The following is a 24837-nucleotide window of genomic DNA, read 5'->3' as shown; positions in this document are numbered from 1 at the left end:
TTTGTGGTGGCCTCTTCTCTTACTGCGTGCCTGCTTTGAACGACAACGAAGACTGTCTATCAATGGAAGAAAAAATCCATGACCGGTTGTTGACGTGGTGGGAAGTCCCTGTAGAAATAAAGGAGGAGGGACGCGCCCTGCGCGGACCGGGGGACATTCGCGGAAGGGGCCACCCGGTGGCCTCGGCCCGCGCCCCCATGATTCCGACCACACTGAAGTTGCCCACACCACGCTGCGCACCGGATGAATGAAATGACCCAATCCACCCCACCCACACCACCCCCCACCGACCACGGCTTCGACGAGACCGCGCTGCAGGCCTGGCTCACACAGCACGTCCCTGGCTTCACCGGCCCCATGACCGTCACCAAGTTCGCCGGCGGGCAGTCCAACCCGACCTACCGCATCGGCACCCCCGCGCGCGACTATGTGCTGCGCGCCAAGCCCGGCCCTGCGGCCAAGCTGCTGCCCAGCGCCCACGCCGTGGAGCGCGAATACACCGTGATGCAGGCCCTGCATGGCAGTGGCGTGCCGGTGGCGCGCATGCTGGCCTTGTGCAGCGACGAGGCCGTCATCGGCCGCGTGTTCTTCGTCATGGAGTGCGTGGAAGGCCGCGTGCTGTGGGACCCGGCGCTGCCCGGCATGGCACCGGCCGAGCGCGCCGCCCACTACCGCGAGATGAACCGCGTCATCGCCACACTGCACACCGTGCCGTTTGCCGAACGCAGGCTCGCCGGCTTCGGCAAGCCTGGCAATTACCTGGAGCGCCAGATCGGCCGCTGGAGCAAGCAGTACCGCGCGTCCATCACGCAGCCCATCGCCGAGATGGACGTGCTGATGGACTGGTTGCCGGCCCACATCCCCGCCAGCGGGCGCGACGAGACGGCGTGTGTCGTGCATGGCGACTACCGGCTCGACAACATGATTTTTCACCCCACCGAGCCACGCGTGCTGGCGGTGCTGGACTGGGAGCTGTCCACGCTCGGCCACCCGCTGGCCGACTTCAGCTACCACTGCATGGTCTGGCATGTGGAGCCCTCGCAAAACCGGGGGCTGGAAGGGCTGGACCTGGCCGCGCTGGGTATCCCCTCATTGGATGACTACATCGCCATGTACTGCGACCAGAGCCGGCTGACGACGCCTGATGTGCTGCGCCAGGACTGGTCGTTCTACATGGCCTACAACCTGTTCCGCCTGGCCGCCATCGCGCAGGGCATCGCCAAGCGCGTGGAGGCCGGCACCGCCTCCAGCGCGCAAGCCAAGGCCGCGGGCGCCAGCGCCGCACCGCGTGCCAAGCGCGCCTGGGCATGGGCGCAACAGGCGCAGCAAGCCTGAAGATGGCACCCACCACGGCGTGGCCTCATCGGCTTGCAGGCGTCCACGCGGCCTCGCGCTTCGCCTGCAGCTGAACCCATCGACATTTCACAGGAGCCACCCATGTCCGAACCCACCACCCTCGACACCGGCACGCCCGATCTGCTCGCCACGCTGCAGGCCGGCGTCTTGACGCTGACCCTGAACCGCCCCGACGCGCGCAACGCCATGAGCCGCGCGATGAATTTGGCCCTGCAGGAGCAGCTGGCGCAGGCCGAGTTCGACCACGCTGTGCGCTGCATCGTGCTGACTGGCGCGGGCAAGGGCTTTTGCGCTGGCGGCGACGTCAAGGGCATGGCGGCGGCCGGTGACGGCACCGTCGGCGCGCAGACCATCGACCAGGCCATCCACCGCCAGCGCGCCAACCAGCGCGCCACGGCAGGCAAGCTGTTCAAGATGCCCAAGCCGACCATCGCCGCGCTGCCCGGCGCGGCGGCCGGTGCCGGCCTGGCACTCGCGCTGGCGTGCGATTTGCGCATCATGGCCAGCACGGCGGTGATGACGACGGCGTTCGCCAAGGTCGGCTTCTCGGGCGACTACGGCGGCACCTATTTCGTGACGCAGCTGGTGGGCGCGGCCAAGGCGCGCGAGCTGTACTTTCTGTCTGACCGCGTCGGCGCCGACGAGGCACTGCGCCTGGGCCTCACCAACTGGGTCTGCGCGCCCGAAGAGCTGGCCGACCGCACCCGCGCGCTGGCACTGCGCCTGGCCACCGGGCCCACCGTGGCGTACCGCTACATGAAGGAGAACCTGAACCGCGCGATGGCTGGCGATGTGGACGACTGCATGGACCTGGAGGCCACGCACCACATCCACTGCGGCCAGACCGAAGACCACCGCGAGGCAACCAAAGCTTTCGTCGACAAGCGCGAGCCGGTGTTCAACGGCCGTTGAGCCGGTCCGAGCGGGCGCCCCTTACCATCCGCGGTCGCAACGGCGTACTCCTCGGTACGCTCAGCCGACTTTCATCAAGGTTTTAACAGCATGAGTTCTACCTACAGCCTGCTTGCCCTGGGGCCGATCGCGGTCGTCTTTCTGCTCATGGTCGTCTTGGGGCGCTCGGCGCGCCTGTCGATGGGCGCTGCCTATGTGGTCACCGCGTTGATGGCGTTGTTCGTCTGGCAGGCGCAAGGCGCCGTGGTGGCTGCGGCCACGGTGAACGGTCTGCTGACCGCCGTCACCTTGCTCTTCATCGTGTTCGGCGCCATCGTGTTGCTGAACACGCTCAAGGAGAGTGGGGCGATCGCCTCCATCCGCCAGGGCTTCATCGACGTCTCGCCAGACCGGCGCGTGCAGGTGGTCATCGTGGCCTGGCTGTTCGGCTCGCTGATCGAGGGCTCCTCCGGCTTCGGCACACCCTCGGCCGTGGGCGCGCCGCTGCTGCTGGCGTTGGGCTTCCCGGCGATGGCGGCGGTGATGGCGGTGCTGGTGATCCAGTCCACGCCGGTGTCGTTCGGCGCGGTGGGCACGCCGATGCTGGTGGGCGTGCGCTCAGGCATCGACAACAAGGCCGACGTGGCCGCGGCCATCGCGCCTGCGGCGCCCCTGGAATACCTGCAGCAGATCGTCGAGAACGTCGCCCTGCTGCATGCGCTCACCGGGTTCGTGATTCCCTTGATCCTGTGCGGCCTGCTGACGCGCTTCTTCGGCGAGCGCCAGTCGTTCGTCGATGGCCTGAAAGCCTGGAAGTTCGCGCTGTTCGCCGGCCTGGCGTTCACCGTGCCCTACTACCTGATCGCCCGCCTGCTGGGCCCTGAATTCCCGTCGATGGTGGGCGCGATGATCGGCCTGTTGATCGTGGTGCCGGCCGCGCGCCGTGGCTGGTTCGTGCCGAAGGAGACCTTCGACTTCCCGCCCCGCGACCGCTGGCTGCCGAGCTGGCTGGGCACGCTGGACGCGCCCGACCAGACCCAAACGGCCCGCTTCTCGGTGCTGCGCGCGTTCTCGCCCTACGTGCTGGTGGTGGCGCTGCTGATCCTCACGCGCACGGTGGCGCCGGTGAAGGCCTTCCTGACCGGGCCGGACACCACGCTGCGCTTTGCCAACCTGTTCGGCACGTCGATCTCGGCCTCGGCGCAGTTTCTGTATTCGCCGGGCGTCGTCCTGATCCTGGTGTCGCTGCTGTGCATCGCGCTGTTCCGCATGTCGTCGCAGCAGTACCTGCGTGGCGTGAAGGACTCGGCGCGCACCATGCTCGACGCCGCGCCCGCGCTGCTGCTGGCCGTGCCCATGGTGCAGGTGTTCATCAACTCTGCTGCTGCCGACGGCAGCCTGGTGAGCATGCCGATGGCGCTGGCCCAGGGCGCCGCTGCGCTGGCGGGGCAGGCATGGCCCAACGTGTCGCCGTGGGTGGGCTCGATGGGGGCGTTCATCGCCGGCTCCAACACCGTCAGCAACATGATGTTTGCGTACTTCCAGTTCTCCACCGCCCAGCAGATCGGGCTGAACGTGGACTCGTCGGCCGTCGTCGTGGCCCTGCAGGCCATCGGCGGCGCAGCGGGCAACATGATCTGCGTGCACAACGTGGTGGCCGCGGGCGCCGTGGTCGGCATGATGAACCGCGAGGGCGAGATCATCCGCAAGACATTGATCCCCATGGCCTTCTACTGTGTGCAGGGCGGCCTGATCGGGCAGGCGCTGATCAGCGGCAATGTGGTCTGGTGGGCGGCGGCAGCGATCTGGCTGGCCATCTTCCTGATCGGCATGTCGCTGGCCAAGGGCACGCCCATGGTGGCGACCCGCGTGTTCACGACGCCACGGCCGGCTTGAGGCGCCACGCCGCGTCGCCCTGCTGAACCCGCTGGCCGCCGCCGCCCCGGTGGCGGCCAGACACCGAGAGGAGTGAGACGATGACCGCACCCACCCCCGGATCGCAAGCCTGGCTGCACCAGGTGCGCGAAGAGCCCATCGACCCTGGTCGCCCCATCATCGACCCGCACCACCACCTGTGGCTCTCGCGCGGCGACTGGGGCGGCTATTTGCTGGGCCAGCTGTGGGCCGACACCGGCGCCGGCCACAACATTCAAAAAACCGTGTTCATCGAATGCCGGGCCGGCTACCGAACCGAAGGCCCCGAGCACCTGCGCACCGTGGGCGAGGCGGCGTTCGTCGCCGGCATCGCGCAAGCCGCGCGCGAGGGTGGCGGTGGCGCCGAAATCGCAGGCTTCGTCGGCCACACCGACCTGCGCCAGAGCGAAGCCGTCCTGCGCGAGGTGCTGGCTGCACAGGGCGACGCAGCACAGGGCTTGTTTCGCGGCATCCGCCATTCGGGCGCGCGCGACCCCGATCCGCAGGCGCTGACCATTCCCGGCCGTGCCGACGCGGGCCTGTACGCCGATGCCGCCTACCGCGCCGGCGTCGCGCTGCTGGGCAGTCTGGGCCACACCTACGACACCTGGCACTACCACCACCAGAACGCCGACTTCGCCGCCCTGGCGCGCGCGGTGCCGGGCACGACGATGGTGCTGGACCACTTCGGCACGCCGCTGGGCGTGGGCGCCTACGCCGGCCAGCGCGAGGCCATCTTCAGCCAGTGGCAGCGCGACATCGCCGAGATCGCGCGCTGCCCCAACGTGGTCGCCAAGCTGGGCGGGCTGGCGATGCCGGACAACGGCTTCGGCTGGGACCGGCGGGCGCTGCCGGCGCACTCAGACGAGTTGGTCGAAGCGCAGGGGCGCTACTACCGGCACGCCATCGAATGCTTTGGGCCGGAGCGGTGCATGTTCGAGAGCAACTTCCCGGTGGACCGGCGGTCGGTGTCGTATGTGAGCTACTGGAACGCCATGAAGAAGATCGCAGCGGGCTATTCCGCCGATGAGCAGCACGCGATGTTCTATGGCACGGCGGAGCGGGTGTACCGGGTTTGATGGGCATGGCAGCCAAGGCTGCGGCGCGGTGCCGTGGCCAGTCGAACCGCCGCGCACTGACTTGAAGCATTGACGGCACCAACACAGGGCATTAGCCCGTGAATGGTGCACGCCTGCACGAGAATGGAACACCATTCATTTGATTCGACAGCCCCCCATGCAGTACCCCCATTGCCATGCCTTCATGGCCCATGTCGCCGAGCGCAACCCCGGCCAGCCCGAGTACATCCAGGCCGTGACTGAGGTGATGGAGAGCCTCTGGCCGTTCATCGCACAGCACCCGCGCTATGCCGAGCAAAGCCTGCTGGAGCGGCTGGTCGAGGCAGAGCGCACGGTGATGTTCCGCGTCTGCTGGACGGACGACCACGGCACCGTGCGCGTGAACCGCGGCTACCGCATCCAGCACAGCATGGCCATCGGCCCTTACAAGGGCGGGCTGCGCTTTCACCCCTCGGTGAACCTGTCGATCCTGAAATTCCTGGCCTTCGAGCAGACGCTGAAGAACGCGTTGACCACACTGCCCATGGGCGGCGCCAAGGGAGGGTCGGACTTCGACCCCAAGGGAAAGAGCCGCGGCGAGGTCATGCGCTTCTGCCAGGCATTCGCCAGCGAGTTGTTTCGCCACGTGGGTGCCGACACGGACGTGCCGGCCGGCGACATCGGCGTGGGCGGCCGCGAGGTGGGCTTCATCGCCGGCATGGTCAAGAAGCTGACCAACCGCGCCGACAGCGTGTTCACTGGCAAGGGCCTGTCGTTCGGCGGCTCGCTGATCAGGCCCGAGGCCACGGGCTACGGCACGGTGTATTTTGCGCAAGAGATGCTGGCGCACCAGGGCAAGTCGCTGGACGGCCTGCGCGTGTCGGTCTCAGGCGCCGGCAACGTGGCGCAGTACGCCATCGAAAAGGCGCTGGCGCTGGGCGCCAAGGTCGTGACTGTGTCTGATTCCAGCGGCACCGTGGTGGACGAAGACGGCTTCACCACCGGGAAGCTGGCCGAGCTCATGGAAGTGAAGAACCATCTGTACGGCCGCGTGAGCGACTACGCCAAGCGCGCGGGCGGCAAGTTCCTGGAAGGCAAGAAGCCTTGGGGCGTGCAGGTCGACGTGGCCCTGCCGTGTGCCACGCAGAACGAGCTGACAGAAGACGATGCGCGCCGCCTGGCCGACAACGGCGTGGTGTGCGTGGCCGAGGGCGCCAACATGCCATCCACGCTGGGCGCGGTGAAGGTGTTCGAAGAACGCGGCGTGCTGTTCGCGCCCGGCAAGGCCAGCAACGCCGGCGGCGTGGCCACCTCGGGCCTGGAGATGAGCCAGAACGCCATGCGCCTCAGCTGGCCGCGCGAAGAGGTGGACGCGCGCCTGCTGGAGATCATGCGCAGCATCCACGCGGCCTGCGTGAAGCACGGCACGCGCAAGGATGGGAGCGTGAGCTACGTGGACGGGGCCAACATTGCGGGGTTTGTGAAGGTGGCGGATGCGATGCTGGCGCAGGGGGTGGTGTAGGGCACGCCGCCGGTCGGATTGGCGAGAAGTGTCTGAATTTCACCTCGACACCTGTTCCTAGTCGCCCGCTAGGACCAGCAAAGCAAGTTGCAAAGTTGACGACTAGCTGCGTCGCAACGCAGCAATAATTCGTCGTTGTGCACTGCAGCACGCTTTCGAACTCACAGAATGGCGCTACGACCGCTCGGCCCGACTGGCTACATCCCCGGCATCGACGGCCTGAGGGCCGTCGCCGTGTTGTCTGTTGTGCTGTTCCACCTGCGGGCGACCCTGCTGCCAGGCGGCTTTGCCGGGGTCGACGTGTTCTTCGTCATCTCTGGCTACGTGGTCAGTGCCAGCCTTGCCCACCGCGATGACGGGGCGTTCGGCCCTTTCCTGCTCGGCTTTTATGCGCGTCGGATCGTACGAATTTTCCCAGCGCTGCTGGCGTGCGTCCTGATCACCGGCATTGCGACATCCATGTTCGTGCCGGCCTCCTGGCTGAGCCAGACGACGGCATACACGGGCATGGCGTCGATCTTCGGCCTGGCCAACGTCGCTCTGGTGTGGTTCAGCGACGGCTACTTCTCCCCGCGCGCGGAATTCAATCCTTTCACCCACACTTGGTCGCTCGCCGTGGAAGAGCAGTTTTATCTGATCTTTCCGTTGCTGTTCTTCGTCTGGATCCGCAACCGTACGCGGGGAACCCCTGTCGGGATGCTTGGCCGCAGCACCCTGCCGGCGCTGCTGGTCGTGTCGCTCGCCTACTGCGCGTACGAGACCGCCACGCGCGCGGACCTCGCCTACTACATGCTGCCCAGCCGGTTCTGGGAACTGGCCTGCGGCGCGTTGCTGTTCCGCATGCACCACGGTGGCCGCTGGTTGCCAGCCAGTCCTCAGAAGGCAGGGCTTTGTGTCATCGCAGGCGCCGCTCTGATCGGCCTGACGTTTGCCTACGCGGACGCGGGCGCGTTCCCCTTCCCCTGGGCCATTCCCGCGGTGTTGGGCTCCACGCTGGTGATCGCCGGCAGCGTGGGAGACGTGGCTTTGCGGTCACGCGCCGTTGCGGTGCTGGGCAGCCGGCCGGTGACATACATCGGCAAGATCTCGTACTCGCTCTACCTGTGGCACTGGCCGGTGATCGTGCTGCTGCGGTGGACGGCGGGCATGGATGGCACCGCGATGCTGGCATTGGCCGCCGTGTTGTCGATTGCACTGGCAGCGCTGTCGTACCACCTGATCGAGCAGGGTACCTGGTGGCGTGGCCGAATTTCCGGTTGGCGCCCGGGACGGACAGCGGCCGTCGGTGTAGCGGGCGTTCTGATGTGCGCGGTCGGCTTGGCTGCCGTTCTCAAATCGCAAGAGCGGATCAGCCTGAGCGTGACGAGCGACCGCCAGACTTGGTATCCAGAGGCATGGCCGGCGACAACTGCCAAGCTGCCGGCGGCACAGGACGCGCTGGCCGGCCGAAGGCTCTTCGTGTGGGGCGACTCGCACGTCGGCGCATACAGCACCATGCTGCAGGCGCTGCGAGAGCAAACCGGCGCCCAGGTGTTCACCTACTCGCAGGCCGGCTGCCCAGTGGCAGGACTACAGAAGCCGGTCACCGCGCAATGCCTCGCACGATCAAGCCAAGTCGTGGCAGAGATCACCGGCAAAGCGAGCGCCGGCGACATCGTGTTCCTGGCATCGCTCCGCGTGCCGCGATTCGGCGATCAGTGGGACACGGCGCACGCAGTCACGCCGATCACGGCAACCGCAGACATCCAGGCAGCCCGACTGAAGGCCGTGCGGGAAGCCGATGCGGTCATCAAGTCGTTCGAGGATGCCGGCATGCGCGTCATCATCGACGCTCCCAAGCCAATTTTTAAAGCGCCGCCCTTCCGATGCTCGGATGCATTCAACGAGGGCAATCCGATTTGCGCAGGCGGATTTGCACTCGACAAGGCCTTACTAGAGGCCCATCGCAGGCCCACCATGGATGCACTGGCGAGTTTGAAAGCCTCACACCCTGCGCTGGTCGTTTGGGGTCCGCTGCCAGTGCTTTGCCCGGGCGCCGAGTGCTCGGCGTTCGACGGTGATCGCCCGTTGTTCTTCGACGGCGACCACCTGAGCGGCCATGGCAACCGGGCGCTCTTCCCGGCGTTCGTGAGCGTGCTGGTATCAACAGTGCGTAGCGGAACCGGGAACGGCCGTTGAGGGGGCCGCTTCCAGACGAACACCTGGACTGGTTGCTTGCCAGGTGGAGCCACCGTACCGCCGGCACAGCGCGTCACGTATCCGCGCACATGATGCGGACCCCACCGCCCGTGCGCAGCCCGTCCTTGCGCCGGGCGAAATAGCGCGCGTTGAGATCTTCCGGCGCGGCACTCTCCGCAGTGCGGAAACCCAGTTCGAGCAGTTGCCTTTGCAGCTGCGCTGGATCGAACGTCGACAGCCAGGGCTCACCCAGCGCGGCCAGTTGCTGTTCGAGCACCTCATTGATCACGCGCTCGACCGGGTTGAGCATCGTGACCTTCACACGGTAATCGAAGCACAGGCGGCTGCCGGCCGCAAAGCCGGCCACGGTGCGAAGGGTCGCCGCCACGGCGTCGGCCGTCAGGTACATGGTCACGCCCATCCAGCTGACGCAGGCCGGTTGGTCGGCACGGAATCCGGCCGGCCGCAGGGCGTCCCCCAAGTCGTCGCGCTCGAGGTCTGCAGGCACGAAGGTCAGCGACGCCGGCACGCCGATGCCGGCCTCGGCCAGCAGTTGCCGCTTCCAGCGCTGTGTGCCGGGATGGTCCACCTCGAACACCCGCAGGCCCTCGTCGCGGTACGGATTGCGGCACGCGAACGTGTCGAGCCCGGCGCCCACCACGAGGTACTGGCGCACACCCGCCGCCACGCAGCGCGACAGCGCGTCCTCCACAAAGCGGCTGCGCGCGACGAGCGCACCGCGCAATCCCCGCGCCATGGGATCGTTCAGGGTGAAGGGATCGTCCCGCAGCGCGGCCTCGGTGGACGCGCCCAGCAGGGGCAGCGCGATCGGGTCGGGCAGGACCAGCGGCTCGTCGAGCAACTGGTGCACGGCGCGCAGGGCGGCGACGCTCAGCGCCGAGCGGCTCGGGGCGCCCTGGCGAACGATGTTGGTGGGCAGCGTGGACATCGGATGGACCCTTTGGTGTGGAAGACATCGCATCGTCCAGCCTCACGTTGCGTGAGGGTCAAGTGCCGCCCGCCGCCTGCTGTAGGTAGTGCCGCACTTCAGGCGTGACGACCGCCCCGGCTTGCAGCAGCGGCTCGTTCTCGTAGGCCGCGATGAGTTTGTCGCGCAGGGCGCCGTCGTGCCGCACCACACGGTCCAGCACGTCCTGCCAGTCGCGGGCCAGCCGGCGGGCGCGCGCGCCGTGCGGTGGGACGCCGTCGCCGATCAAGCGCTCGGCCCGTTCGCCGAGCACGCGCCACTCCGGGTCCAGCGTCTTGTCCAGGTGCGCGAGGTCGTCCGCGCTGAGGTATTTGGCAAGCGCAGCCAGCCGCAGCTGGACCGCCTGGTTGATGTAGTCCAGCAAGGTCCGGTCCATGCCGCTGGGCAAGCGCAGGCCAGGCTCCTCGCGCACCATGCTGCCCCAACGCTGCACGAGCGCCATGTCGCCGTCCATCCAGCGCGCCGACACGTCCATCCAGTGCCGTGCGAGCGGTTGCAACGCGATGGAATCGGGCGGCACGCCGCGCTCCATGGCCTCGCGTACCGCCTGCACGAGCGGCGGCCATTCGGACTTGCAGCGCTTCCACCGCTCGAAGACCAGCTTGAGCTCGCCAGCGCTGAAATACTGCTCGAACGTCTGCATCATCGACAGGCTGGCGAGCCAGTCATCGATCTCCGGCTGACCGCCCTCGGCGAGGACGGCTTGCATGACGGTGAGCCGCTCGCGCAATGCCTGGGCCTGCGCGATCTCTTAATCCAGCACGCCGATCTGGCGCGCCAGGATGTCCGGTAAGGTGACAGCGCCATCGTCCAGCAACTGCGCCACATCGGCCAGCGACAGGCCCATGCGGCGCAGGGTCTGGATCCCGTGCAGCCGCGCGACATCGTCCCGGCTGTACAGCCGATAGCCGCCCTCAGAGCGCCCCGTCGGGTGCAGCAGCCCAATGCTGTCGTAGTGGTGCAGCGCGCGCACCGTGAGACCGGTGCGCCGGGCCAGTTCGCCGACTTTGAGAAGCATGGGGGAGTGTGCCTCGCCGTGGCGACGGCGCGACTGAAAAGGCCAGGGCGCTTTGGTCTCGGGCGTACAGGGTGGTCTTCAGGCGGGCGTTACGGCGCGACACTGCGTCAGGCCGCCATGGCCGGCCAGCAAGGCGTCCATGGCGATCGGCGCCGCGGTCGTGGGGCTGTTCGAGTCATACCGACCTGCTCATGGCGACCAAGTCGTCATCGGCGAGCGCTTCTGTCTGCCTGGGTTGATGACCGCTGCGCCCGCGGCCTCGAAGGGGCTGGGGAACCGGCTCCGAAACCATAGCTGTGCCCAGCACGATCATTCGAAGTTCGCCGGACGAGAGGGAGTCTTGTCACGGACGCCCTCGAACACAGCGAACTCTTCGTCGCTCAATCTGGCCTGGCGACCCATGTCGGCCAGTAGGGAGCCCAGCTTCACGCGGCCTTTGGGCCTGACCGCAGACTCCAGGATCTCGCGCACCTCAGCCTCCATGCTGTTGCCGTGCTGGGCAGCGCGGACACGCAGAGCGCGGTGCGTCTCCTCAGAAAGGTTGCGGACTGTCAGCATGACCATGGCACATCCTCCGAATGCGTTCGATACATGCATTTTTCCACCGCGCCTTCACTCGGGGAATCGAGCGGAATAGTGCTTCAGCCAGGGGCTGGGACGGCGGAGCGGGTGTATCGGCTTTGACGGGTGGATGCGAGTGCAGGATGGAGGACGCTTTCAACCATAGGCTTGGAGGCAGCCGGTCAGCTCGGGTAACAGTTCCGACGAGTCAGTGCGCCGTTCATGTGAGCAGCGGGAACGCTACCGCGCCCGCGGGAGTCGCCCAGTTCTTGACCAGCTCGGCAACGATGGCATTGGTGCTCGTCAGGCGCACGCCGGCCCGCTCCATGCGCCGATACGACATGTCCTCGGCGATCGGGTTCGACGAGCCGCAGGCGTCGCACACGACCTGAATGTCGAAGCCTTCCTCGAGCGCGCTGATGGCCGGCGCAACCATGCAGACATCGGTCGTCACGCCGGCCATGACGAAGTTCTTGCGGCCGGTGGCGCGGCACGCGGCGGCGAAGGCCGGATCGTCCCATGCGTTGACGACGCCGACGCGCTTGATCCGCGCCGCAGAGGCTTCGGGAAGCGCCTGCTGAAGCTCGGGCATCAAAGGACCCTGAACGTCGACGTTGGTTTCCTGGCTCGTGGTGAGGACGACGGGCATCCCGGTGCCGGCGGCAAAGCGCGCCAGGATCAATACGTTGCGTTGCAGGAGCGCGAGCGGCGTCGAGCTGGCCCAGGTGTTGGTGCCGACCTGGTGGTCGATCAAGATGACGGCGGTGTCGTCCAGGTTGAAGCGTTGCATCAGGGTCTCCTTGGGAAAAGTGGGTCGATGGGTCAGGCCGCCGAGACGGCGAGCACGGTCTTTCCGCGGCCTTTGCCGGCTTCGCCTTCGGCGTGCACCGAGGCAATCTCCTCCAGCGGGCGCCGCTGACCGACGTCGAGCGCAACGAGCCGGCCGCTTTCGATCAAGGCGTCGATTTCGGCCAGCACCGCGCCCCGGGGCTGGGTGAAGACAAAGCGGCCGCTGGCGCCTGTCTCGTGCGCCTTCGCCTGATCGGGAGGCTGGGCCAGCGAGACGAGCATGCCACCGCGGCCGAGGACCGACCACGACCGCGCTTGCGTCTCACCGCCGACCAGGTCGAACACGAGATCGAACGGGCCGGCGTCCTCGAAGCGCTCTGCGCGGTGGTCGAGCGTGCGATGCGCACCCAGCGCGGTAACCCTGGCGAAGTCGCTCGGGGATGCCGTCACGGTCACGTCGAAGCCGCGCAGCCTGGCAAGCTGCACCAGCCAGTGGCCGACAGCGCCGCCGGCGCCATGGAGCAGCGCGCGCTTGCCGGCGGCCTCGCCGGCCACTTCCAACGCTGACCAGGCCGCTTGCGCCGTCATCGGCACCGCGGCGGCTTGATCAAACGACAGCGAACGCGGCTTGAGGGCCAATTGAGCGGCGTCGACGATGACGTACTCGGCATGCGTGCCGTCGCGCGTGAACTCGGGATAGCCATGCACCGCGTCGCCGGCACGCAGGCCCTGCACTGCGTCGCCGACCGCCTCGACGATGCCGGCGCATTCCCAGCCGAGCGTGGCTGGCAGCGCTCTGGCGAGTGCTTTGCCCATCGCGCCGCTGCGAATCTTCCACTCGATCGCGTTGACGCCGCTGGCGACCACGCGGACAAGAACGTCCGAGGCGCGTGAGAGCGCCGGCGTTCCGATGTCGATGATTCGCAGATCACTGGCGGGGCCGAATGATGTGATGCGGGCTGCTTGCATGGTGGTTCTCGATGGAAAGCGGCATCCTAGGAGGTTGCGCTCTGTGAGACTATCCCCGGTACATGAAACCCACGGTTCCGAAAACTGCAACTCTGGATGTTGCGTTGTCAGACCTGCACTTGCTCGCCCAAGTCGTCGAGCTTGGCGGCTTGGCCGCGGCGGCCCGCGCGTCATTGCAGTCGAAGGCATCGGTCACGCGCCAGCTGCAGCGGCTGGAGGCGGCCGTAGGTCAGCGCTTGCTGCACCGAGGCGATGGCCGGTTCGCGCTGACTGAAGAAGGACGAGAGTTGCTGCTAAGAGTCAGCGAGCCGGTCGCAGCGATCGAAGACGCGCTGCGCCGGCTGGCTGATCCAAGCCAGGGAATCGAGGGAAGGCTGCGCGTGACGGCCCCGACCACCTATGGTCGCGTCGTGATCGCGCCGATGCTGCCGGGTTTCATGGCGCGTTACCCGGAGGTCTCGATCGAGCTGGAGCTTTCGAGCCGCCGCGTCGACCTGCTCGCCGATGAGGCCGATGTCGCGATTCGCGTCGGCAACCCGGGAAGCGAGCAACTGGCGGCGCGTCGGCTGGCTCGCGACCGCGTGCTGCTGTGCGCGTCGCCCGAATACTTGCGCGGGCGAGTGCCGCTGAATTCGCTGCGCGACATTGCCCACCACGCCCTGCTCGACTTTCGACCTGCGCGCGCGAATGGCACGACGGAGCTGTTCGACGCGATGGGGAAGTTGCACAACATTCGTCCCGCGAGGGTCGCGCTCTGGTCGAACGATCCTGACGTGCTCGCGACGGCAGCGCGCCATGGCGCCGGCATCGCCGTCATCCCGGACACGTTCGTGCACGACGATATCGAGGCGGGCCGGCTGATCGCTGTGGTTCCGGGAGCCGGCTTGCCGGCTCAGGACATCAATGCTCTGTACGTTCCCGGCAGACGACATTCAACAAAGATTCGAGCATTCCTTGACCATGTCGTCCAGTGCCTGGGCGTCTGATGTCGACCGTAATGTCGACGTGGTTGAAAGGCGAGTGCGCCTGCAGCAGCCGGTCGCGGGCGACGCCACCTGGCCGCTGGTGCGCAGTCGCCTCTCCGTTTGCTACAGCCGCATCCCGTCCAAAGCGGCACACCAACCAGCCGGCCCCGCGCTGGACGCCTTCAGGCACTGGACGGACCAGCCAACGCGCCGCCCACTCAGTTTGTGAACGCCTTGCCCTCCACCGCCATCCGCTCCAACAACGGCGAGAGCGCAAACCCCGCCCCCATCCTCTCCCCGTATTCCCTGAGCTTGGCAAGCACCGTGGGCACCCCCACCGTATCCGCATAGAACATCGGCCCACCCCGGTACACCGGCCAGCCATACCCATTGACCCACACCACATCGATGTCGCTGGCGCGAATCGCAATCCCCTCGTCCAGGATCTTCGCGCCCTCATTCACCATCGCGTACAGGCAGCGCTCCAGGATCTCGTCCTTCCCAATCTCGCGCGCCACCTTGCCCTGCTTCGCCATGAAGTCCCGAATGATCCCGCGCGTCACCTCGCTCGGCCTGGCGATGCGCGTGCCATCCACCACCTCGTAGTCGTAATACCCCGCGCCGTTCTTTTGCCCGCGCCGGTCCATCTCGCACAGCACTTCGCGCACCGTCGCGCCTTTGCTGGTCTCCTTGCTCCAGCCGATGTCCAGCCCCGCCAGGTCGCTCATCGCAAACGGGCCCATGGGCATGCCGAAGTCGTACAGCACGGCGTCGATGTCCCACGGCATCGCGCCTTCCAGCACCATCATCTGCGCCTGCGCGCCGCGCGCGGCCAGGATGCGGTTGCCGATGAAGCCGGGGCACACGCCCGAGACGGCCGCCACCTTGCCGATCTTCTTGGCGACCTGCATGGCGGTGGCCAGCGCGGTGGCGCTGGTCTTGGTGCCGCGCACGACTTCCAGCAGCTTCATCACGTTGGCCGGCGAGAAGAAGTGCATGCCCACCACGGCCTCGGGGCGTGATGTGGCGGCAGTGGCGATCTCGTTCACGTCCAGTGCCGAGGTGTTGGTGGCCAGCACGGCGCCGGGTTTGCAGATGCGGTCCAGCGTGCCGAAGATCTCTTTCTTCACGGCCATGTTCTCGAACACGGCCTCGACCACCAGGTCGCAATCGGCCAGCGATTCCATGCTGAGGCTGCCGGTCAGCAGGGCCATGCGCTGCTCCACCTGCTCGGGGGTGAAGCGCCCGCGTTTGGCGGAGTTCTCATAGTTCTTGCGCACCACGGCCAGGCCCCGGTCCAGCGCGGCCTGTTGGGTCTCCACCAGCACGACGGGGATGCCGACGTTGGCAAAGTTCATGGCGATGCCGCCGCCCATGGTGCCGGCGCCGATGATGCCGACCTTGGCCACCTTCACCGTCGGCGTGTCGTCGGGCACGTCGGGGATCTTGGTCGCCTGGCGCTGGGCGAAGAAGGCGTAGCGCTGCGCGATGGAGGGCGTGCCGACCATCAGGTCCATGAACAGCCGGCGCTCGGTGGCCAGGCCCTCGTCGAAGCTGCTGTTCACGGCCGCCTCGATGCACTGGATGTTGGCCTCCGGCGCCGGAAAGCCGCGGAACTTGCGCGCGTTGTCCTGCCGCACCTTGGCGAAGATTTCGGGGTGCGCGCGGGCGGCGAGCAGCTTGTCGTCGTTGTCGCGCACCTTGCGCAGCGGCCGGCGCTCGGCCAGCACGGTGCGCGCGAAGGCGATGGCCCCGGCGCGCAACTCGCCCTCGGGCACCAGCGCGTCGACCAGGCCCATCTCCAGGCATTGGCGCGCGGGCACGTGGCTGCCGTTGAGGATCATGTCCAGCGCCTTCTCCACGCCCACGATGCGCGGCAGGCGCTGCGTGCCGCCCGCGGCCGGCAGCAGGCCCAGGTGCACTTCGGGCAGGCCGCACTTGGCGCTGGGCACGGCCACGCGGTAGTGGCAGCACAGCGCCACCTCCAGCCCGCCGCCCAGCGCCGTGCCATGGATGGCGGCGATGACGGGCTTGCGCGCGTTCTCGATCTCGTCTTGCGCCTCCCACAGCGAAGGCGCCTTGGGCGGCTTGCCGAACTCGGTGATGTCGGCCCCGGCGAGGAAGGTGCGGCCGTCGCAGATCAGCACGATGGCCTGGATGGCGGGGTGGGCATCGGCCTCGCGCATGCCGTCGATGATGGCCTGGCGCATCACCTGCGACAGAGCGTTGACAGGCGGGTAGCGCAGCGTGAGGACGCCGATGTCGCCCTCGACGGCAAGCGAGTGGGCGGGCAGGGTGGCAGTGGTCATGGTCGGGTGCTTTCTGGGAGTGGCAGACAAAAGGTGGTTCAGGCGGAAGGCGGCGTGAGGATGCCGGTGAACAGCGGCGCGACATACAGCGGCACGGCGTCGTCCATGCCAATGCCGGGCACCCATGCGCGCAGCGACGATGCGGCGTTCACCATGCTGGCCACCTGCTGCGCGGCCAGGCTGGCGTCCAGCGGGCGGATGGCGCCTTCAACCATGCCATCGACGATGAACAGGCCGAAGCGCTCGGTGAGCTGGTTGCCGCGCTGCACGGTGTCGTGGCGCGCGCCCTCGGCCAGCGCGCTGCGGGCAGACGAGCGCAGCAGCGGGCCGGCGTCAGACAGCTGGTAGCGCACCAGCGCGCAGGTGCTGGCGACCAGCTGTTCCCAGCCCGATGGGGTCTGCGCCATGGCCTGCAGCTGGGTCTGGCGGATCACGTCGAAACTGCGTTCGAAGCACTGCGCGACCAGGTCGTCCTTGCTGGCGTGGTGGTGGTAGAACGATCCTTTGGTGAGGTGCAGCCGGGCCGAGATGGCGTCGACGGAAGCGCCTCGAAAGCCCTGCTCGTTGACGAGCGCAGTGGCCGCGCGCAGGAAGGCTTCGCGCACGTCCGATGCATCGCCATTGGCCTGCGCCGGGTGCGTGGGCATGAGGGCAGGGCCCGGCTGTTCGTGCCAGCGTTGCGCTGCGGTGGCCAGGCCGCCGAGCAGCATGTCGGCCAGGGCGTGGGCAGCCAGCGCGTAGTCGGCCGGCTCGTAGCGGTCGATCCACGTGCGCATGGTGTTCGACAGAGCCAGCAGCAGATGCGTGCGGGCGTTGCGCTGCGCGTGCGTCCAGCCTCTGTCGGCAGGAAAGCAGCCGCGCAGGCTGCGGAAGAGCGCGGTGTAGGCCTCGACCACCTGGCCGACCTGCGGGGCAGCCAGCGCGCGGATCTCGTTGAACGAGACCAGTGCGCCGCGCCGGCCCGTGGCGATGTCGGCCAGCAGCGCGGCCTGGCCGGCCAGGAAGGCGCGGATCTTGTCCTCCGGCGCGGCCTGCGCCAGTGCGGTCTGCGCGTCGCTGTGCACGGCGGCGATGGCCTGCAGCATGCAGTCGGCGGCCAGGTCTTCCTTGCGGCGGTAGTAGTAGTTGACGCTGGCCTTCTGCAGGCCCACGCGCACGGCCACGCCGGCCAGCGTGACGCCCTTCAGCCCATGCTCGTTGAACTCTTCGGCCGCAGCCGCGAGGATGGCCTCGCGCTTGACCTGGAAGCGGTCGGTGGGCTTGGCGGCCGGCAGGCTGGGCGTGGAGGGTGGCGCAGCCGTGGCGGCAGGCGCTGCGGCGCGGCGCGTGCGCGGCCGGCCGGCGTCCGACGCTTTGGGGCCGGCCCCGGCCTGGCGGCCCGCGCTGCCGGGCACTTTGTGGCGGCCCGTCGCCGCCGTCACAGCACCTCGAACAGGCCCGCGCCACCCATGCCGCCGCCGATGCACATCGACACCACCACATGCTTGGCGCCGCGGCGCTTGCCTTCCATCAGCGCGTGGCCGGTGAGGCGCGCGCCCGTCATGCCGAACGGGTGGCCGATGGCAATCGAGCCGCCGTTGACGTTGTAGATCGCGGGGTCGATGCCCAGCTTGTCGCGGCTGTACAGGCACTGGCTGGCGAAGGCTTCGTTCAGCTCCCACAGGTCGACGTCCTGAATCCTCAGGCCGTGGCGCTTCAGCAGGCGCGGGATGGCGTAGATGGGGCCGATGCCCATTTCGTCGGGCTCGCAGCCGGCCACGGCCCAGCCCTTGAAGGCGCCCAACGGCTGCAGGCCGCGGCGCTCGGCCTCCCTGGCCTCCATCAGCACCACGGCAGCGGCGCCATCGGACAGCTGGCTGGCGTTGCCGGCGGTGACGAACTTGCCCGGGCCCTTGACCGGCTCGAGCTTGGCCAGGCCGGCCAGCGTGGTGTCGGGCCGGTTGCACTCGTCGCGGTCGACCACGGCGTCGACATAGCTCTCGGCCTTGGTGGCTTTGTCGACCACTTTCATGCGGGTCTTGACGGAGATGATTTCGTCCTTGAACTTGCCGGCCTCCTGCGCCGCGGCCATCAGCCGCTGCGAGCGCAGGGCGTATTCGTCCTGGTAGGCGCGCGACAGGCCATAGCGCTCGGCCACGATGTCGGCGGTGTCGATCATCGGCATCCAGATGGCGGGGTGCGTCTGCAGCAGGCTGTCGTCGCGCCCACCGCCGCCGCCGCCCTGGAAGCTGACGGAATCGACGCCGCCGCCCACCATGACGCTGGCGCCGCCTTCGACGATGTGGTGCGCGGCAATGGCGATGGCGTTCAGGCCGGACGAGCAGGCGCGGTTCAGCGTCATGCCCGAGGTGGTGACGGGCAGGCCGGCCAGCAGGCCGGCGGCGCGCGCCACGTTGCCGGATGCGGCCACGCAGCCGGCGATCACGTCTTCCACCTCGGCCGGGTCGGCGCCCGAGCGCTGCACGGCGTGGCGGATGGCGTGGCCCAGCATGGTCATGCTGGGGGTGTCGTTGAAGCCGCCGCGGCCGGCCTTGGCCAGCCCCGTGCGGGCATAGGAAACGATGACGGCTTGGCGCATGGCAGGGTCCGATCTGGGTTAAGCGGTGGAAGGGGGCGGTGGCGTCAGTCGGCGTGGTGTACGCCCGTCGTGCCGACTGGGGTGCGCCGGGGTTGGCCGTACCCAATGTATGAAACGCCGATCGATGGTAGCGGCGAGGTGTGGCGTGTTGATCCGTGCAAACCCTGTCGTTTACTGTCTCGTACCGGACTCCGCGAAGCGTCTTCTTCTTCCATACTATCGGTCTGAAATCATCGACCACCCTGCCACCGCCTGGAGATACCACCATGAGCAAGCCCACCCCGGCATTCGGGTTCAACCCGACCGACGAACTGAACGATCTGCGCATGTCCGCCAAGGCCTTGCCGCTGTACGAGCACGTCAAGCGCTTCATCGCCGAGACCGTGGCGCCCATGGCGGAGAAGTACGAGGCGTTGGGCAAGAACCGCCACGGCGAAGAGCGCTGGCAGTACGCGCCCGGCCAGCTCGAGATGCTGAATGCCGCGAAGGACCAGGCCAAGAAGGAAGGGCTGTGGAACTTCTTCCTGCCCGACGCCGAGACCGGCGAAGGCCTGTCGAACCTGGACTACGCCTACATCGCCTCCGAGCTGGGCAAGGTGCCGCTGGCCAGCGAGACGATGAACTGCTCGGCACCGGACACCGGCAACATGGAAGTGCTGGAGCGCGTGGGCACGCCCGAGCAGAAAGAGCGTTGGCTGAAGCCGCTGCTAAACGGCGAAATCCGCTCGGCCTATGCCATGACCGAGGTGCACCACGCCTCGTCGGACGCCAAGAACATCGCCACCACCGCCGTGCTGGAGGGCGACGAGTGGGTCATCAACGGCGAGAAGCACTACATCTCCGGTGCGGGCAGCCCGCGCTGCAAGATCTTCATCACCATGGTGCGCACCAGCCCCGATGCGCCCTCGCACAAGCAGCAGTCGATGATCCTCGTGCCGCGCGACACGCCCGGCGTCACGATCGTCGGCGCCATGCACGTGTTCGCCGAAGACCACGCGCCGCACGGCCACATGCACATCACGTTCGACAACGTGCGCGTGCCCAAGGCCAACATGCTGCTGGGCGAGGGCCGTGGCTTCGAGATCTCGCAACTGCGCCTGGGGCCGGGCCGCATCCACCACTGCATGCGCTCCATCGGCGCGGCCGAGAAGGCGCTGGACCTGATGGTTCAGCGCGGCCTGTCACGCGAGGCCTTCGGCAAGCAGCTGGTCTGGCTGGGTGGCAACGTGGAGATCATCTCGCGCGCCCGCATCGAAATCGAAAGCATGCGGCTGATGGTGCTCAAGGCGGCCAAGGCCATGGACGTGCTGGGCAACCGCGAGGCGCGCCAGTGGGTGCACATGGTCAAGGCCATGGTGCCCGAGCGCGTGTGCAAGATCATCGACCAGGCGATCCAGATGCACGGCGCGCTGGGCGTCTCGCAGCACACGCCGCTGGCGCACATGTATTCGCAGCAGCGCACGCTGCGCCTAGCGGACGGGCCGGACGAGGTGCACCACCTGGTGGTGGGCCGCAACGAGATCCGCATGCGCGAAGGCAGCAACGAAGAAGACGCCAGCATGGCGGCCGTGTTCCGCAACTGACGGCGCACGCGCGGCGGCGGCTCGCGCACAATCGCGGCCGCCCATGCATGCCGCCACTGCGCCCACCGCCAAGTTCACCGACAAGCGAGAAGCGCTGATCGCCTCGGCATCGGGGCTGCTGAACGAGCGCGGCATCCGGGGCACCACGCTGTCGGCCGTGGGCGAGGGCGTGGGGCTGATCAAGAACAGCGTCACCTACTACTTCCGCCGCAAGGAAGACCTGGCCGCGGCCTGCTACCTGCGCTCCATCGAGATCTACGACCGCCTGACCGATGAGGCCCTGCAGCACACGGGCCTGCACGCGCGGCTGGCCACGCTGCTGCGCCTGCATGCCGAGCTGCTGGCGGCCGTGGAGCAGGGGCGCCATCCGCCGGTGACGCGGTTTCACGACCTGCGGGCGCTCGGCGCGCCGCACATGGAGCCGGTGTCCGCCGCCTACGTCGCCATGTTCCGCCGGCTGCGCCATCTGCTGAACGACGAGGTGGCCGCCTGCCGCAGCGCCAGCAATGCGCGCACGCACATCGTGCTGGCCGTGGTCAACGCGCAGCGCATGTGGTTGCTGCGTCACGAGGCGGCGCGGTTCGGCGCTGTCGCCAGCCACATGCAGGCGCTGTTGACGCAGGGCCTGATGACACCCGGCGCTTGCTGGCAGGCGCAGGGTTGCGAGGCGCGCTGGCAGCTGGGCTCGGCCGACCAATCGCCCTCCGCCGCCTTTCTGCGCACGGCGACGCAGCTGATCAACGAGCAGGGCTACCGGGGCGCGTCGGTCAACCGCATTGCCGAGCGGCTGAACATGACCAAGGGCGGCTTTTACTACCACAACGAGACCAAGGACGACCTGGTCAGCTGCTGCTTCGACCAGACCTTCAGCATCATCCGCCAGGCGCTGGCGCAGGCCGAACAGGAGGACGCCAACGGGTGGGACCGGCTGTGCGCGGTGCTGCGCGCGCTGGTGCTCTACCAGATCACGCCCGAGGGCAGCCCGCTGCTGCAGTGGTCGGCCGTGGCCGCCTTGCCGGACGCCGCCGAGCGCAGCCGCATCCGCATGGCGATGGGGCGCATCGCCGAGCGGCTGTCATCGCTGGTGGTGGCCGGCATGGTGGATGGCTCGATCCGGCCGCTCGACCCGATGCAGGCCGCCCAGCTGGTGATGGTCGGCATCAACGCTGCGGCCGAGCTGCAGCGCTTCATGCCGGGCACGACACCGCAGGCTGCGGTCGATCTGTATGTGCGGCCGCTGCTGATGGGGCTGGACAAATCCTCAGGCCAGTAGGCACTGCAGGCGCCGCTGGCTGCCGCGCTACAGCCGTGATGCGCCTGGCGACTGGCGGGCGCGGCTGACATCTGGGCCGGCATGGCACATGCTATTCTTGCTTTGCCACCGGCGTCGCAGGGCACAGGCCCCGAGCGGTGCGGCCACCACCACCATCACGCCGACCCGCGTCGGCATTGCCAGAACAACCACATGATTCTTGTCACCGGCGGCGCCGGATACATCGGCTCCCATGTCTGTGTCGAATTGCTCCAGGCCGGCCATGCCGTCACGGTCTTCGACAATTTCAGCAACAGCAACCCCGAGTCGCTGGCCCGCGTCGAGCGCATCACCGGCAAGGCCCCGGCGCTGGTGCGCGGCGACATCCGCGACGCGGCCGCGATGGAGCAGGCTTTGCGCGACAGCGGCGCCAGTGCCGTCATCCACTTCGCCGGGCTCAAGGCCGTGGGCGAATCGGTGCAAATGCCGCTGGACTATTACGACAACAACGTCGTCGGCACGCTGCGCCTGCTGGAGGCCATGCGCAGTTGCGATGTGCGCCAGCTGGTGTTCAGCTCGTCGGCCACGGTCTATGGCGACCCGCAGCGCCTGCCGCTGACGGAGGACCATCCGCTCTCGGCCACCAACCCGTATGGCCGCAGCAAGCTGATGATCGAGGACATGCTGCGCGACCTGCAGGTCAGCGACGCCAGCTGGCGCATCGGCATCCTGCGCTACTTCAACCCGGTGGGTGCGCATGTGAGCGGGCTGATCGGCGAAGACCCGCGCGGCGTGCCGAACAACCTGCTGCCCTATGTGGCACAGGTGGCGATCGGCCGGCGCGAGCAGCTGCAGGTCTGGGGCGACGATTACCCCACGCCCGACGGCACCGGCGTGCGCGACTACATCCATGTGGTCGATCTGGCGGTGGGCCACCTGCGCGCGCTGGAGCGGCTGCAGTCGCAGCCCGGCGGCGTCACCGTCAACCTGGGCACCGGCACCGGCTACAGCGTGCTGGACATGGTGCGTGCGTTCGAGCACGCCAGCGGCAAGCCCGTGCCCTACCAGATCTCGCCGCGCCGGCCGGGCGATATCGCGTCCTGCTATGCCGACCCGGCCTCGGCGGCCGCGCTGCTGGGCTGGCGCGCCGAGCGTGACCTGCGTGCCATGTGCGAGGACGCTTGGCGCTGGCAAAGCCAGAACCCGCAGGGCTTCGGCGCCTGAACTTCTTTTCAACTTTTGTTTGTCCAACCGATGCTGATTCAACCCGTTGTCCTGTCTGGCGGCTCCGGCACGCGCCTGTGGCCGCTGTCGCGCGAGAAATACCCCAAACAATTGCTGCCGCTGATCGGCGCGGATTCGCTGCTACAGGCCACGGTGCGCCGTGTCGAGGGTGTGCCCGGCATCGAGGTGGCGCCGCCGATGGTGGTCTCCAACGAGGAATACCGCTTCGTCATCGCCGAGCAACTGCGGCTGATGGGCAAGCCGGGCTCCATCGTTCTGGAGCCCATGGGCCGCAACACGGCGCCGGCACTGACGCTGGCCGCCCTCGCAGCGCGGCGCGACGGCGCCGACCCGGTGCTGCTGGTGATGCCGGCCGACCATGTGATCGTAGACACGCAGGCCTTTCAGGCGGCGGTGGAACAGGGCGCCCGGCTGGCGCAGGAAGGTGCAGTGGTCACCTTCGGCATCACGCCGGATTCGCCGGAGACGGGTTATGGCTACATCCAGGCCGGCGGCCCTCACGGCGCCGGTGAGGGCGGCGCCTGCCTGATCGCCCGCTTCGTTGAAAAGCCGGATCTCGCCACCGCGCAAACGTATCTGGATGCCGGCGGCTATTCCTGGAACAGCGGCCTGTTCGTGCTGCGCGCTTCGGTCTGGCTGGCGGCGATTGCCGCCTGCCGGCCCGACATCCTGGCGGCCTGCCAGAGCGCCTGGGACCAGGGCTCGACCGATGGCGAATTCCTGCGCGTGGGCAAGGATGCGTTCGCCGCCTGCCCCAGCGATTCCATCGACTACGCGGTGATGGAGCGCCTGGCCTCCGGCGCCCAGGGCCTGCCGCCCGGCGTCGTGCTGCCGCTGGCGGCCGGCTGGTCCGACGTGGGCGCCTGGGACGCGCTGTGGAAGGTGCTGCCCAAGGACAGCGAGGGCAATGTGGCGCAGGGCGATGTGCTGCTGCACGAATGCCACGACACGCTGGCGCTGTCCGAAGGCCGGCTGATCGCCTGCGTGGGCGTGGACAACCTGATCGTGGTCGAGACGGCCGACGCCGTACTGGTCGCGCACAAGGACAAGACGCAGGACGTGAAGAAGATCGTCGACACGCTCAAGCGCGAGCGCCGCTCAGAAGGCCAGCTGCACCGCAAGGTGTTTCGCCCCTGGGGTTGGTATGACAGCGTGGACAACGGCGCGCGCTTTCAGGTCAAGCGCATCGTGGTCAAGCCCGCGGGCCAGCTGTCGCTGCAGATGCATCACCACCGGGCGGAGCACTGGATCGTGGTGTCCGGCACGGCCAAGGTCACGCGTGGCGAAGAGACCTTTCTGGTGTCGGAGAACGAATCGACCTACATCCCGCTGGGCACCACGCACCGGCTGGAAAACCCCGGCCGCGTGCCGCTGGAGATGATCGAAGTGCAGTCCGGCAGCTACCTGGGCGAGGACGACATCGTGCGCTTCGAAGACGTGTACGGGCGGTCGAAGTGAACATCGCCAGCACCGCCGCCGTGCAGTCGGCCACTGCGGCAGCCTCGCAAGGGACGACGGCGAATGCGGTGCAGATGCTGGTGCTGAAGAAGGCGCTGGATGCGCAGGCCACGGCGGCGGCGACGCTGATCCAGTCGCTGCCGGCCGTGCCAGCCCTGGCCACCGAAGGCAACCTGGGCACGCGCCTGAACACCTACGCTTGA

Annotated in this window: 22 protein-coding genes; 13 read left to right on the top strand and 9 right to left on the bottom strand. The window is 67.9% G+C overall.

Annotated elements, in window-relative coordinates:
* From AC099J_RS25045 to AC099J_RS25015, 7 genes are all read left to right on the top strand, one after another.
* The coding region (locus AC099J_RS25045) for a hypothetical protein (RefSeq protein ID WP_479618000.1) at window positions 1-251 on the top strand (251 nt) is incomplete at its 5' end.
* A 1-nt stretch (window position 252) separates the two neighbouring features.
* Window positions 253-1335, top strand: a complete 1083-nt coding sequence (locus tag AC099J_RS25040) for a phosphotransferase family protein (protein ID WP_479617999.1) — start codon at window positions 253-255, stop codon at window positions 1333-1335.
* A 102-nt stretch (window positions 1336-1437) separates the two neighbouring features.
* On the top strand, window positions 1438-2268 hold the full coding sequence (locus tag AC099J_RS25035; protein ID WP_479617998.1) for an enoyl-CoA hydratase: 831 nt from the start codon (window positions 1438-1440) through the stop codon (window positions 2266-2268).
* Window positions 2269-2358: 90 nt separating this feature from the next.
* Window positions 2359-4143, top strand: coding sequence for an L-lactate permease (locus AC099J_RS25030; protein WP_479617997.1), 1785 nt, complete (start codon window positions 2359-2361; stop codon window positions 4141-4143).
* An 80-nt stretch (window positions 4144-4223) separates the two neighbouring features.
* Complete coding sequence (locus AC099J_RS25025) at window positions 4224-5240, top strand: amidohydrolase family protein (RefSeq protein ID WP_479617996.1); 1017 nt, start codon at window positions 4224-4226, stop codon at window positions 5238-5240.
* A 157-nt stretch (window positions 5241-5397) separates the two neighbouring features.
* On the top strand, window positions 5398-6741 hold the full coding sequence (gdhA, locus tag AC099J_RS25020; protein WP_479617995.1) for an NADP-specific glutamate dehydrogenase: 1344 nt from the start codon (window positions 5398-5400) through the stop codon (window positions 6739-6741).
* Between the two features lie 168 nt (window positions 6742-6909).
* A complete protein-coding gene (locus AC099J_RS25015) occupies window positions 6910-8919 on the top strand; it encodes an acyltransferase family protein (RefSeq protein ID WP_479617994.1) in 2010 nt (669 codons plus the stop codon).
* A 73-nt stretch (window positions 8920-8992) separates the two neighbouring features.
* Here the strand turns inward: AC099J_RS25015 and AC099J_RS25010 are convergent, their stop codons facing one another.
* The 6 genes from AC099J_RS25010 to AC099J_RS24985 form a co-directional block, all read right to left on the bottom strand.
* Window positions 8993-9868 (bottom strand): class I SAM-dependent methyltransferase, encoded by an 876-nt coding sequence (locus AC099J_RS25010; protein WP_479617993.1) that lies wholly within the window; start codon window positions 9866-9868, stop codon window positions 8993-8995.
* 58 nt (window positions 9869-9926) lie between these two features.
* Window positions 9927-10616: a TipAS antibiotic-recognition domain-containing protein gene (locus AC099J_RS25005; RefSeq protein WP_479617992.1), complete on the bottom strand. Its 690-nt coding sequence runs from the start codon at window positions 10614-10616 to the stop codon at window positions 9927-9929.
* A 42-nt stretch (window positions 10617-10658) separates the two neighbouring features.
* The gene (locus AC099J_RS25000) at window positions 10659-10925 is read right to left on the bottom strand and encodes a MerR family transcriptional regulator (protein WP_479617991.1); all 267 of its coding nucleotides are present in this window, start codon (window positions 10923-10925) and stop codon (window positions 10659-10661) included.
* Window positions 10926-11234: 309 nt separating this feature from the next.
* Window positions 11235-11489 (bottom strand): FitA-like ribbon-helix-helix domain-containing protein, encoded by a 255-nt coding sequence (locus AC099J_RS24995; protein WP_479617990.1) that lies wholly within the window; start codon window positions 11487-11489, stop codon window positions 11235-11237.
* Window positions 11490-11706: 217 nt separating this feature from the next.
* Entirely contained in the window at window positions 11707-12276 is a 570-nt protein-coding gene (locus tag AC099J_RS24990) for an isochorismatase family protein (protein WP_479617989.1), read from the bottom strand.
* Between the two features lie 32 nt (window positions 12277-12308).
* Window positions 12309-13244, bottom strand: coding sequence for an NADP-dependent oxidoreductase (locus AC099J_RS24985; protein ID WP_479617988.1), 936 nt, complete (start codon window positions 13242-13244; stop codon window positions 12309-12311).
* A gap of 62 nt (window positions 13245-13306) precedes the next feature.
* Between AC099J_RS24985 and AC099J_RS24980 the strand changes: the two genes are divergently transcribed.
* Window positions 13307-14230, top strand: coding sequence for a LysR family transcriptional regulator (locus AC099J_RS24980; protein ID WP_479617987.1), 924 nt, complete (start codon window positions 13307-13309; stop codon window positions 14228-14230).
* Between the two features lie 197 nt (window positions 14231-14427).
* Here AC099J_RS24980 and AC099J_RS24975 read toward each other — a convergent pair whose 3' ends face one another.
* From AC099J_RS24975 to AC099J_RS24965, 3 genes are read right to left on the bottom strand one after another with little or no spacing between them, the layout of a single operon-like run.
* Window positions 14428-16518, bottom strand: a complete 2091-nt coding sequence (locus AC099J_RS24975; RefSeq protein WP_479617986.1) for a 3-hydroxyacyl-CoA dehydrogenase NAD-binding domain-containing protein — start codon at window positions 16516-16518, stop codon at window positions 14428-14430.
* Between the two features lie 38 nt (window positions 16519-16556).
* Window positions 16557-17939, bottom strand: coding sequence for a TetR/AcrR family transcriptional regulator (locus AC099J_RS24970; protein WP_479617985.1), 1383 nt, complete (start codon window positions 17937-17939; stop codon window positions 16557-16559).
* The gene (locus tag AC099J_RS24965; RefSeq protein WP_479617984.1) at window positions 17936-19096 is read right to left on the bottom strand and encodes an acetyl-CoA C-acyltransferase; all 1161 of its coding nucleotides are present in this window, start codon (window positions 19094-19096) and stop codon (window positions 17936-17938) included. Before AC099J_RS24965 ends, AC099J_RS24970 begins: the two co-directional genes overlap by 4 nt.
* 326 nt (window positions 19097-19422) lie before the next feature.
* Here AC099J_RS24965 and AC099J_RS24960 point away from each other — a divergent pair, with 326 nt between their 5' ends.
* From AC099J_RS24960 to AC099J_RS24940, 5 genes are all read left to right on the top strand, one after another.
* Window positions 19423-20679, top strand: coding sequence for an acyl-CoA dehydrogenase family protein (locus AC099J_RS24960; protein WP_479618017.1), 1257 nt, complete (start codon window positions 19423-19425; stop codon window positions 20677-20679).
* A 43-nt stretch (window positions 20680-20722) separates the two neighbouring features.
* Entirely contained in the window at window positions 20723-21952 is a 1230-nt protein-coding gene (locus AC099J_RS24955; RefSeq protein WP_479617983.1) for a TetR/AcrR family transcriptional regulator, read from the top strand.
* A 192-nt stretch (window positions 21953-22144) separates the two neighbouring features.
* A complete protein-coding gene (galE, locus tag AC099J_RS24950) occupies window positions 22145-23155 on the top strand; it encodes a UDP-glucose 4-epimerase GalE (RefSeq protein ID WP_479617982.1) in 1011 nt (336 codons plus the stop codon).
* A gap of 30 nt (window positions 23156-23185) precedes the next feature.
* On the top strand, window positions 23186-24634 hold the full coding sequence (locus AC099J_RS24945) for a mannose-1-phosphate guanylyltransferase/mannose-6-phosphate isomerase (RefSeq protein WP_479617981.1): 1449 nt from the start codon (window positions 23186-23188) through the stop codon (window positions 24632-24634).
* A complete protein-coding gene (locus AC099J_RS24940; protein WP_479617980.1) occupies window positions 24631-24837 on the top strand; it encodes a putative motility protein in 207 nt (68 codons plus the stop codon). The genes AC099J_RS24945 and AC099J_RS24940 overlap by 4 nt, the downstream gene beginning before the upstream one ends.

The organism is Rhodoferax sp. RT4P68, assembly GCF_056521305.1.
Note: the sequence above shows the minus strand (reverse complement) of the source record. Positions and strands in the feature narration are given on the sequence as shown.

Excerpts from the sequence above, each read along its gene's own strand:
- AC099J_RS25040 (WP_479617999.1), top strand. The coding sequence starts at position 253 with ATGACCCAATCCACCCCACCCACACCACCCCCCACCGACCACGGCTTC.
- AC099J_RS25035 (WP_479617998.1), top strand. The coding sequence starts at position 1,438 with ATGTCCGAACCCACCACCCTCGACACCGGCACGCCCGATCTGCTCGCC.
- AC099J_RS25030 (WP_479617997.1), top strand. The coding sequence starts at position 2,359 with ATGAGTTCTACCTACAGCCTGCTTGCCCTGGGGCCGATCGCGGTCGTC.
- AC099J_RS25025 (WP_479617996.1), top strand. The coding sequence starts at position 4,224 with ATGACCGCACCCACCCCCGGATCGCAAGCCTGGCTGCACCAGGTGCGC.
- gdhA (WP_479617995.1), top strand. The coding sequence starts at position 5,398 with ATGCAGTACCCCCATTGCCATGCCTTCATGGCCCATGTCGCCGAGCGC.
- AC099J_RS25015 (WP_479617994.1), top strand. The coding sequence starts at position 6,910 with ATGGCGCTACGACCGCTCGGCCCGACTGGCTACATCCCCGGCATCGAC.
- AC099J_RS25010 (WP_479617993.1), bottom strand. The coding sequence starts at position 9,868 with ATGTCCACGCTGCCCACCAACATCGTTCGCCAGGGCGCCCCGAGCCGC.
- AC099J_RS25005 (WP_479617992.1), bottom strand. The coding sequence starts at position 10,616 with ATGCAAGCCGTCCTCGCCGAGGGCGGTCAGCCGGAGATCGATGACTGG.
- AC099J_RS25000 (WP_479617991.1), bottom strand. The coding sequence starts at position 10,925 with ATGCTTCTCAAAGTCGGCGAACTGGCCCGGCGCACCGGTCTCACGGTG.
- AC099J_RS24995 (WP_479617990.1), bottom strand. The coding sequence starts at position 11,489 with ATGGTCATGCTGACAGTCCGCAACCTTTCTGAGGAGACGCACCGCGCT.
- AC099J_RS24990 (WP_479617989.1), bottom strand. The coding sequence starts at position 12,276 with ATGCAACGCTTCAACCTGGACGACACCGCCGTCATCTTGATCGACCAC.
- AC099J_RS24985 (WP_479617988.1), bottom strand. The coding sequence starts at position 13,244 with ATGCAAGCAGCCCGCATCACATCATTCGGCCCCGCCAGTGATCTGCGA.
- AC099J_RS24980 (WP_479617987.1), top strand. The coding sequence starts at position 13,307 with ATGAAACCCACGGTTCCGAAAACTGCAACTCTGGATGTTGCGTTGTCA.
- AC099J_RS24975 (WP_479617986.1), bottom strand. The coding sequence starts at position 16,518 with ATGACCACTGCCACCCTGCCCGCCCACTCGCTTGCCGTCGAGGGCGAC.
- AC099J_RS24965 (WP_479617984.1), bottom strand. The coding sequence starts at position 19,096 with ATGCGCCAAGCCGTCATCGTTTCCTATGCCCGCACGGGGCTGGCCAAG.
- AC099J_RS24960 (WP_479618017.1), top strand. The coding sequence starts at position 19,423 with ATGTCCGCCAAGGCCTTGCCGCTGTACGAGCACGTCAAGCGCTTCATC.
- AC099J_RS24955 (WP_479617983.1), top strand. The coding sequence starts at position 20,723 with ATGCATGCCGCCACTGCGCCCACCGCCAAGTTCACCGACAAGCGAGAA.
- galE (WP_479617982.1), top strand. The coding sequence starts at position 22,145 with ATGATTCTTGTCACCGGCGGCGCCGGATACATCGGCTCCCATGTCTGT.
- AC099J_RS24945 (WP_479617981.1), top strand. The coding sequence starts at position 23,186 with ATGCTGATTCAACCCGTTGTCCTGTCTGGCGGCTCCGGCACGCGCCTG.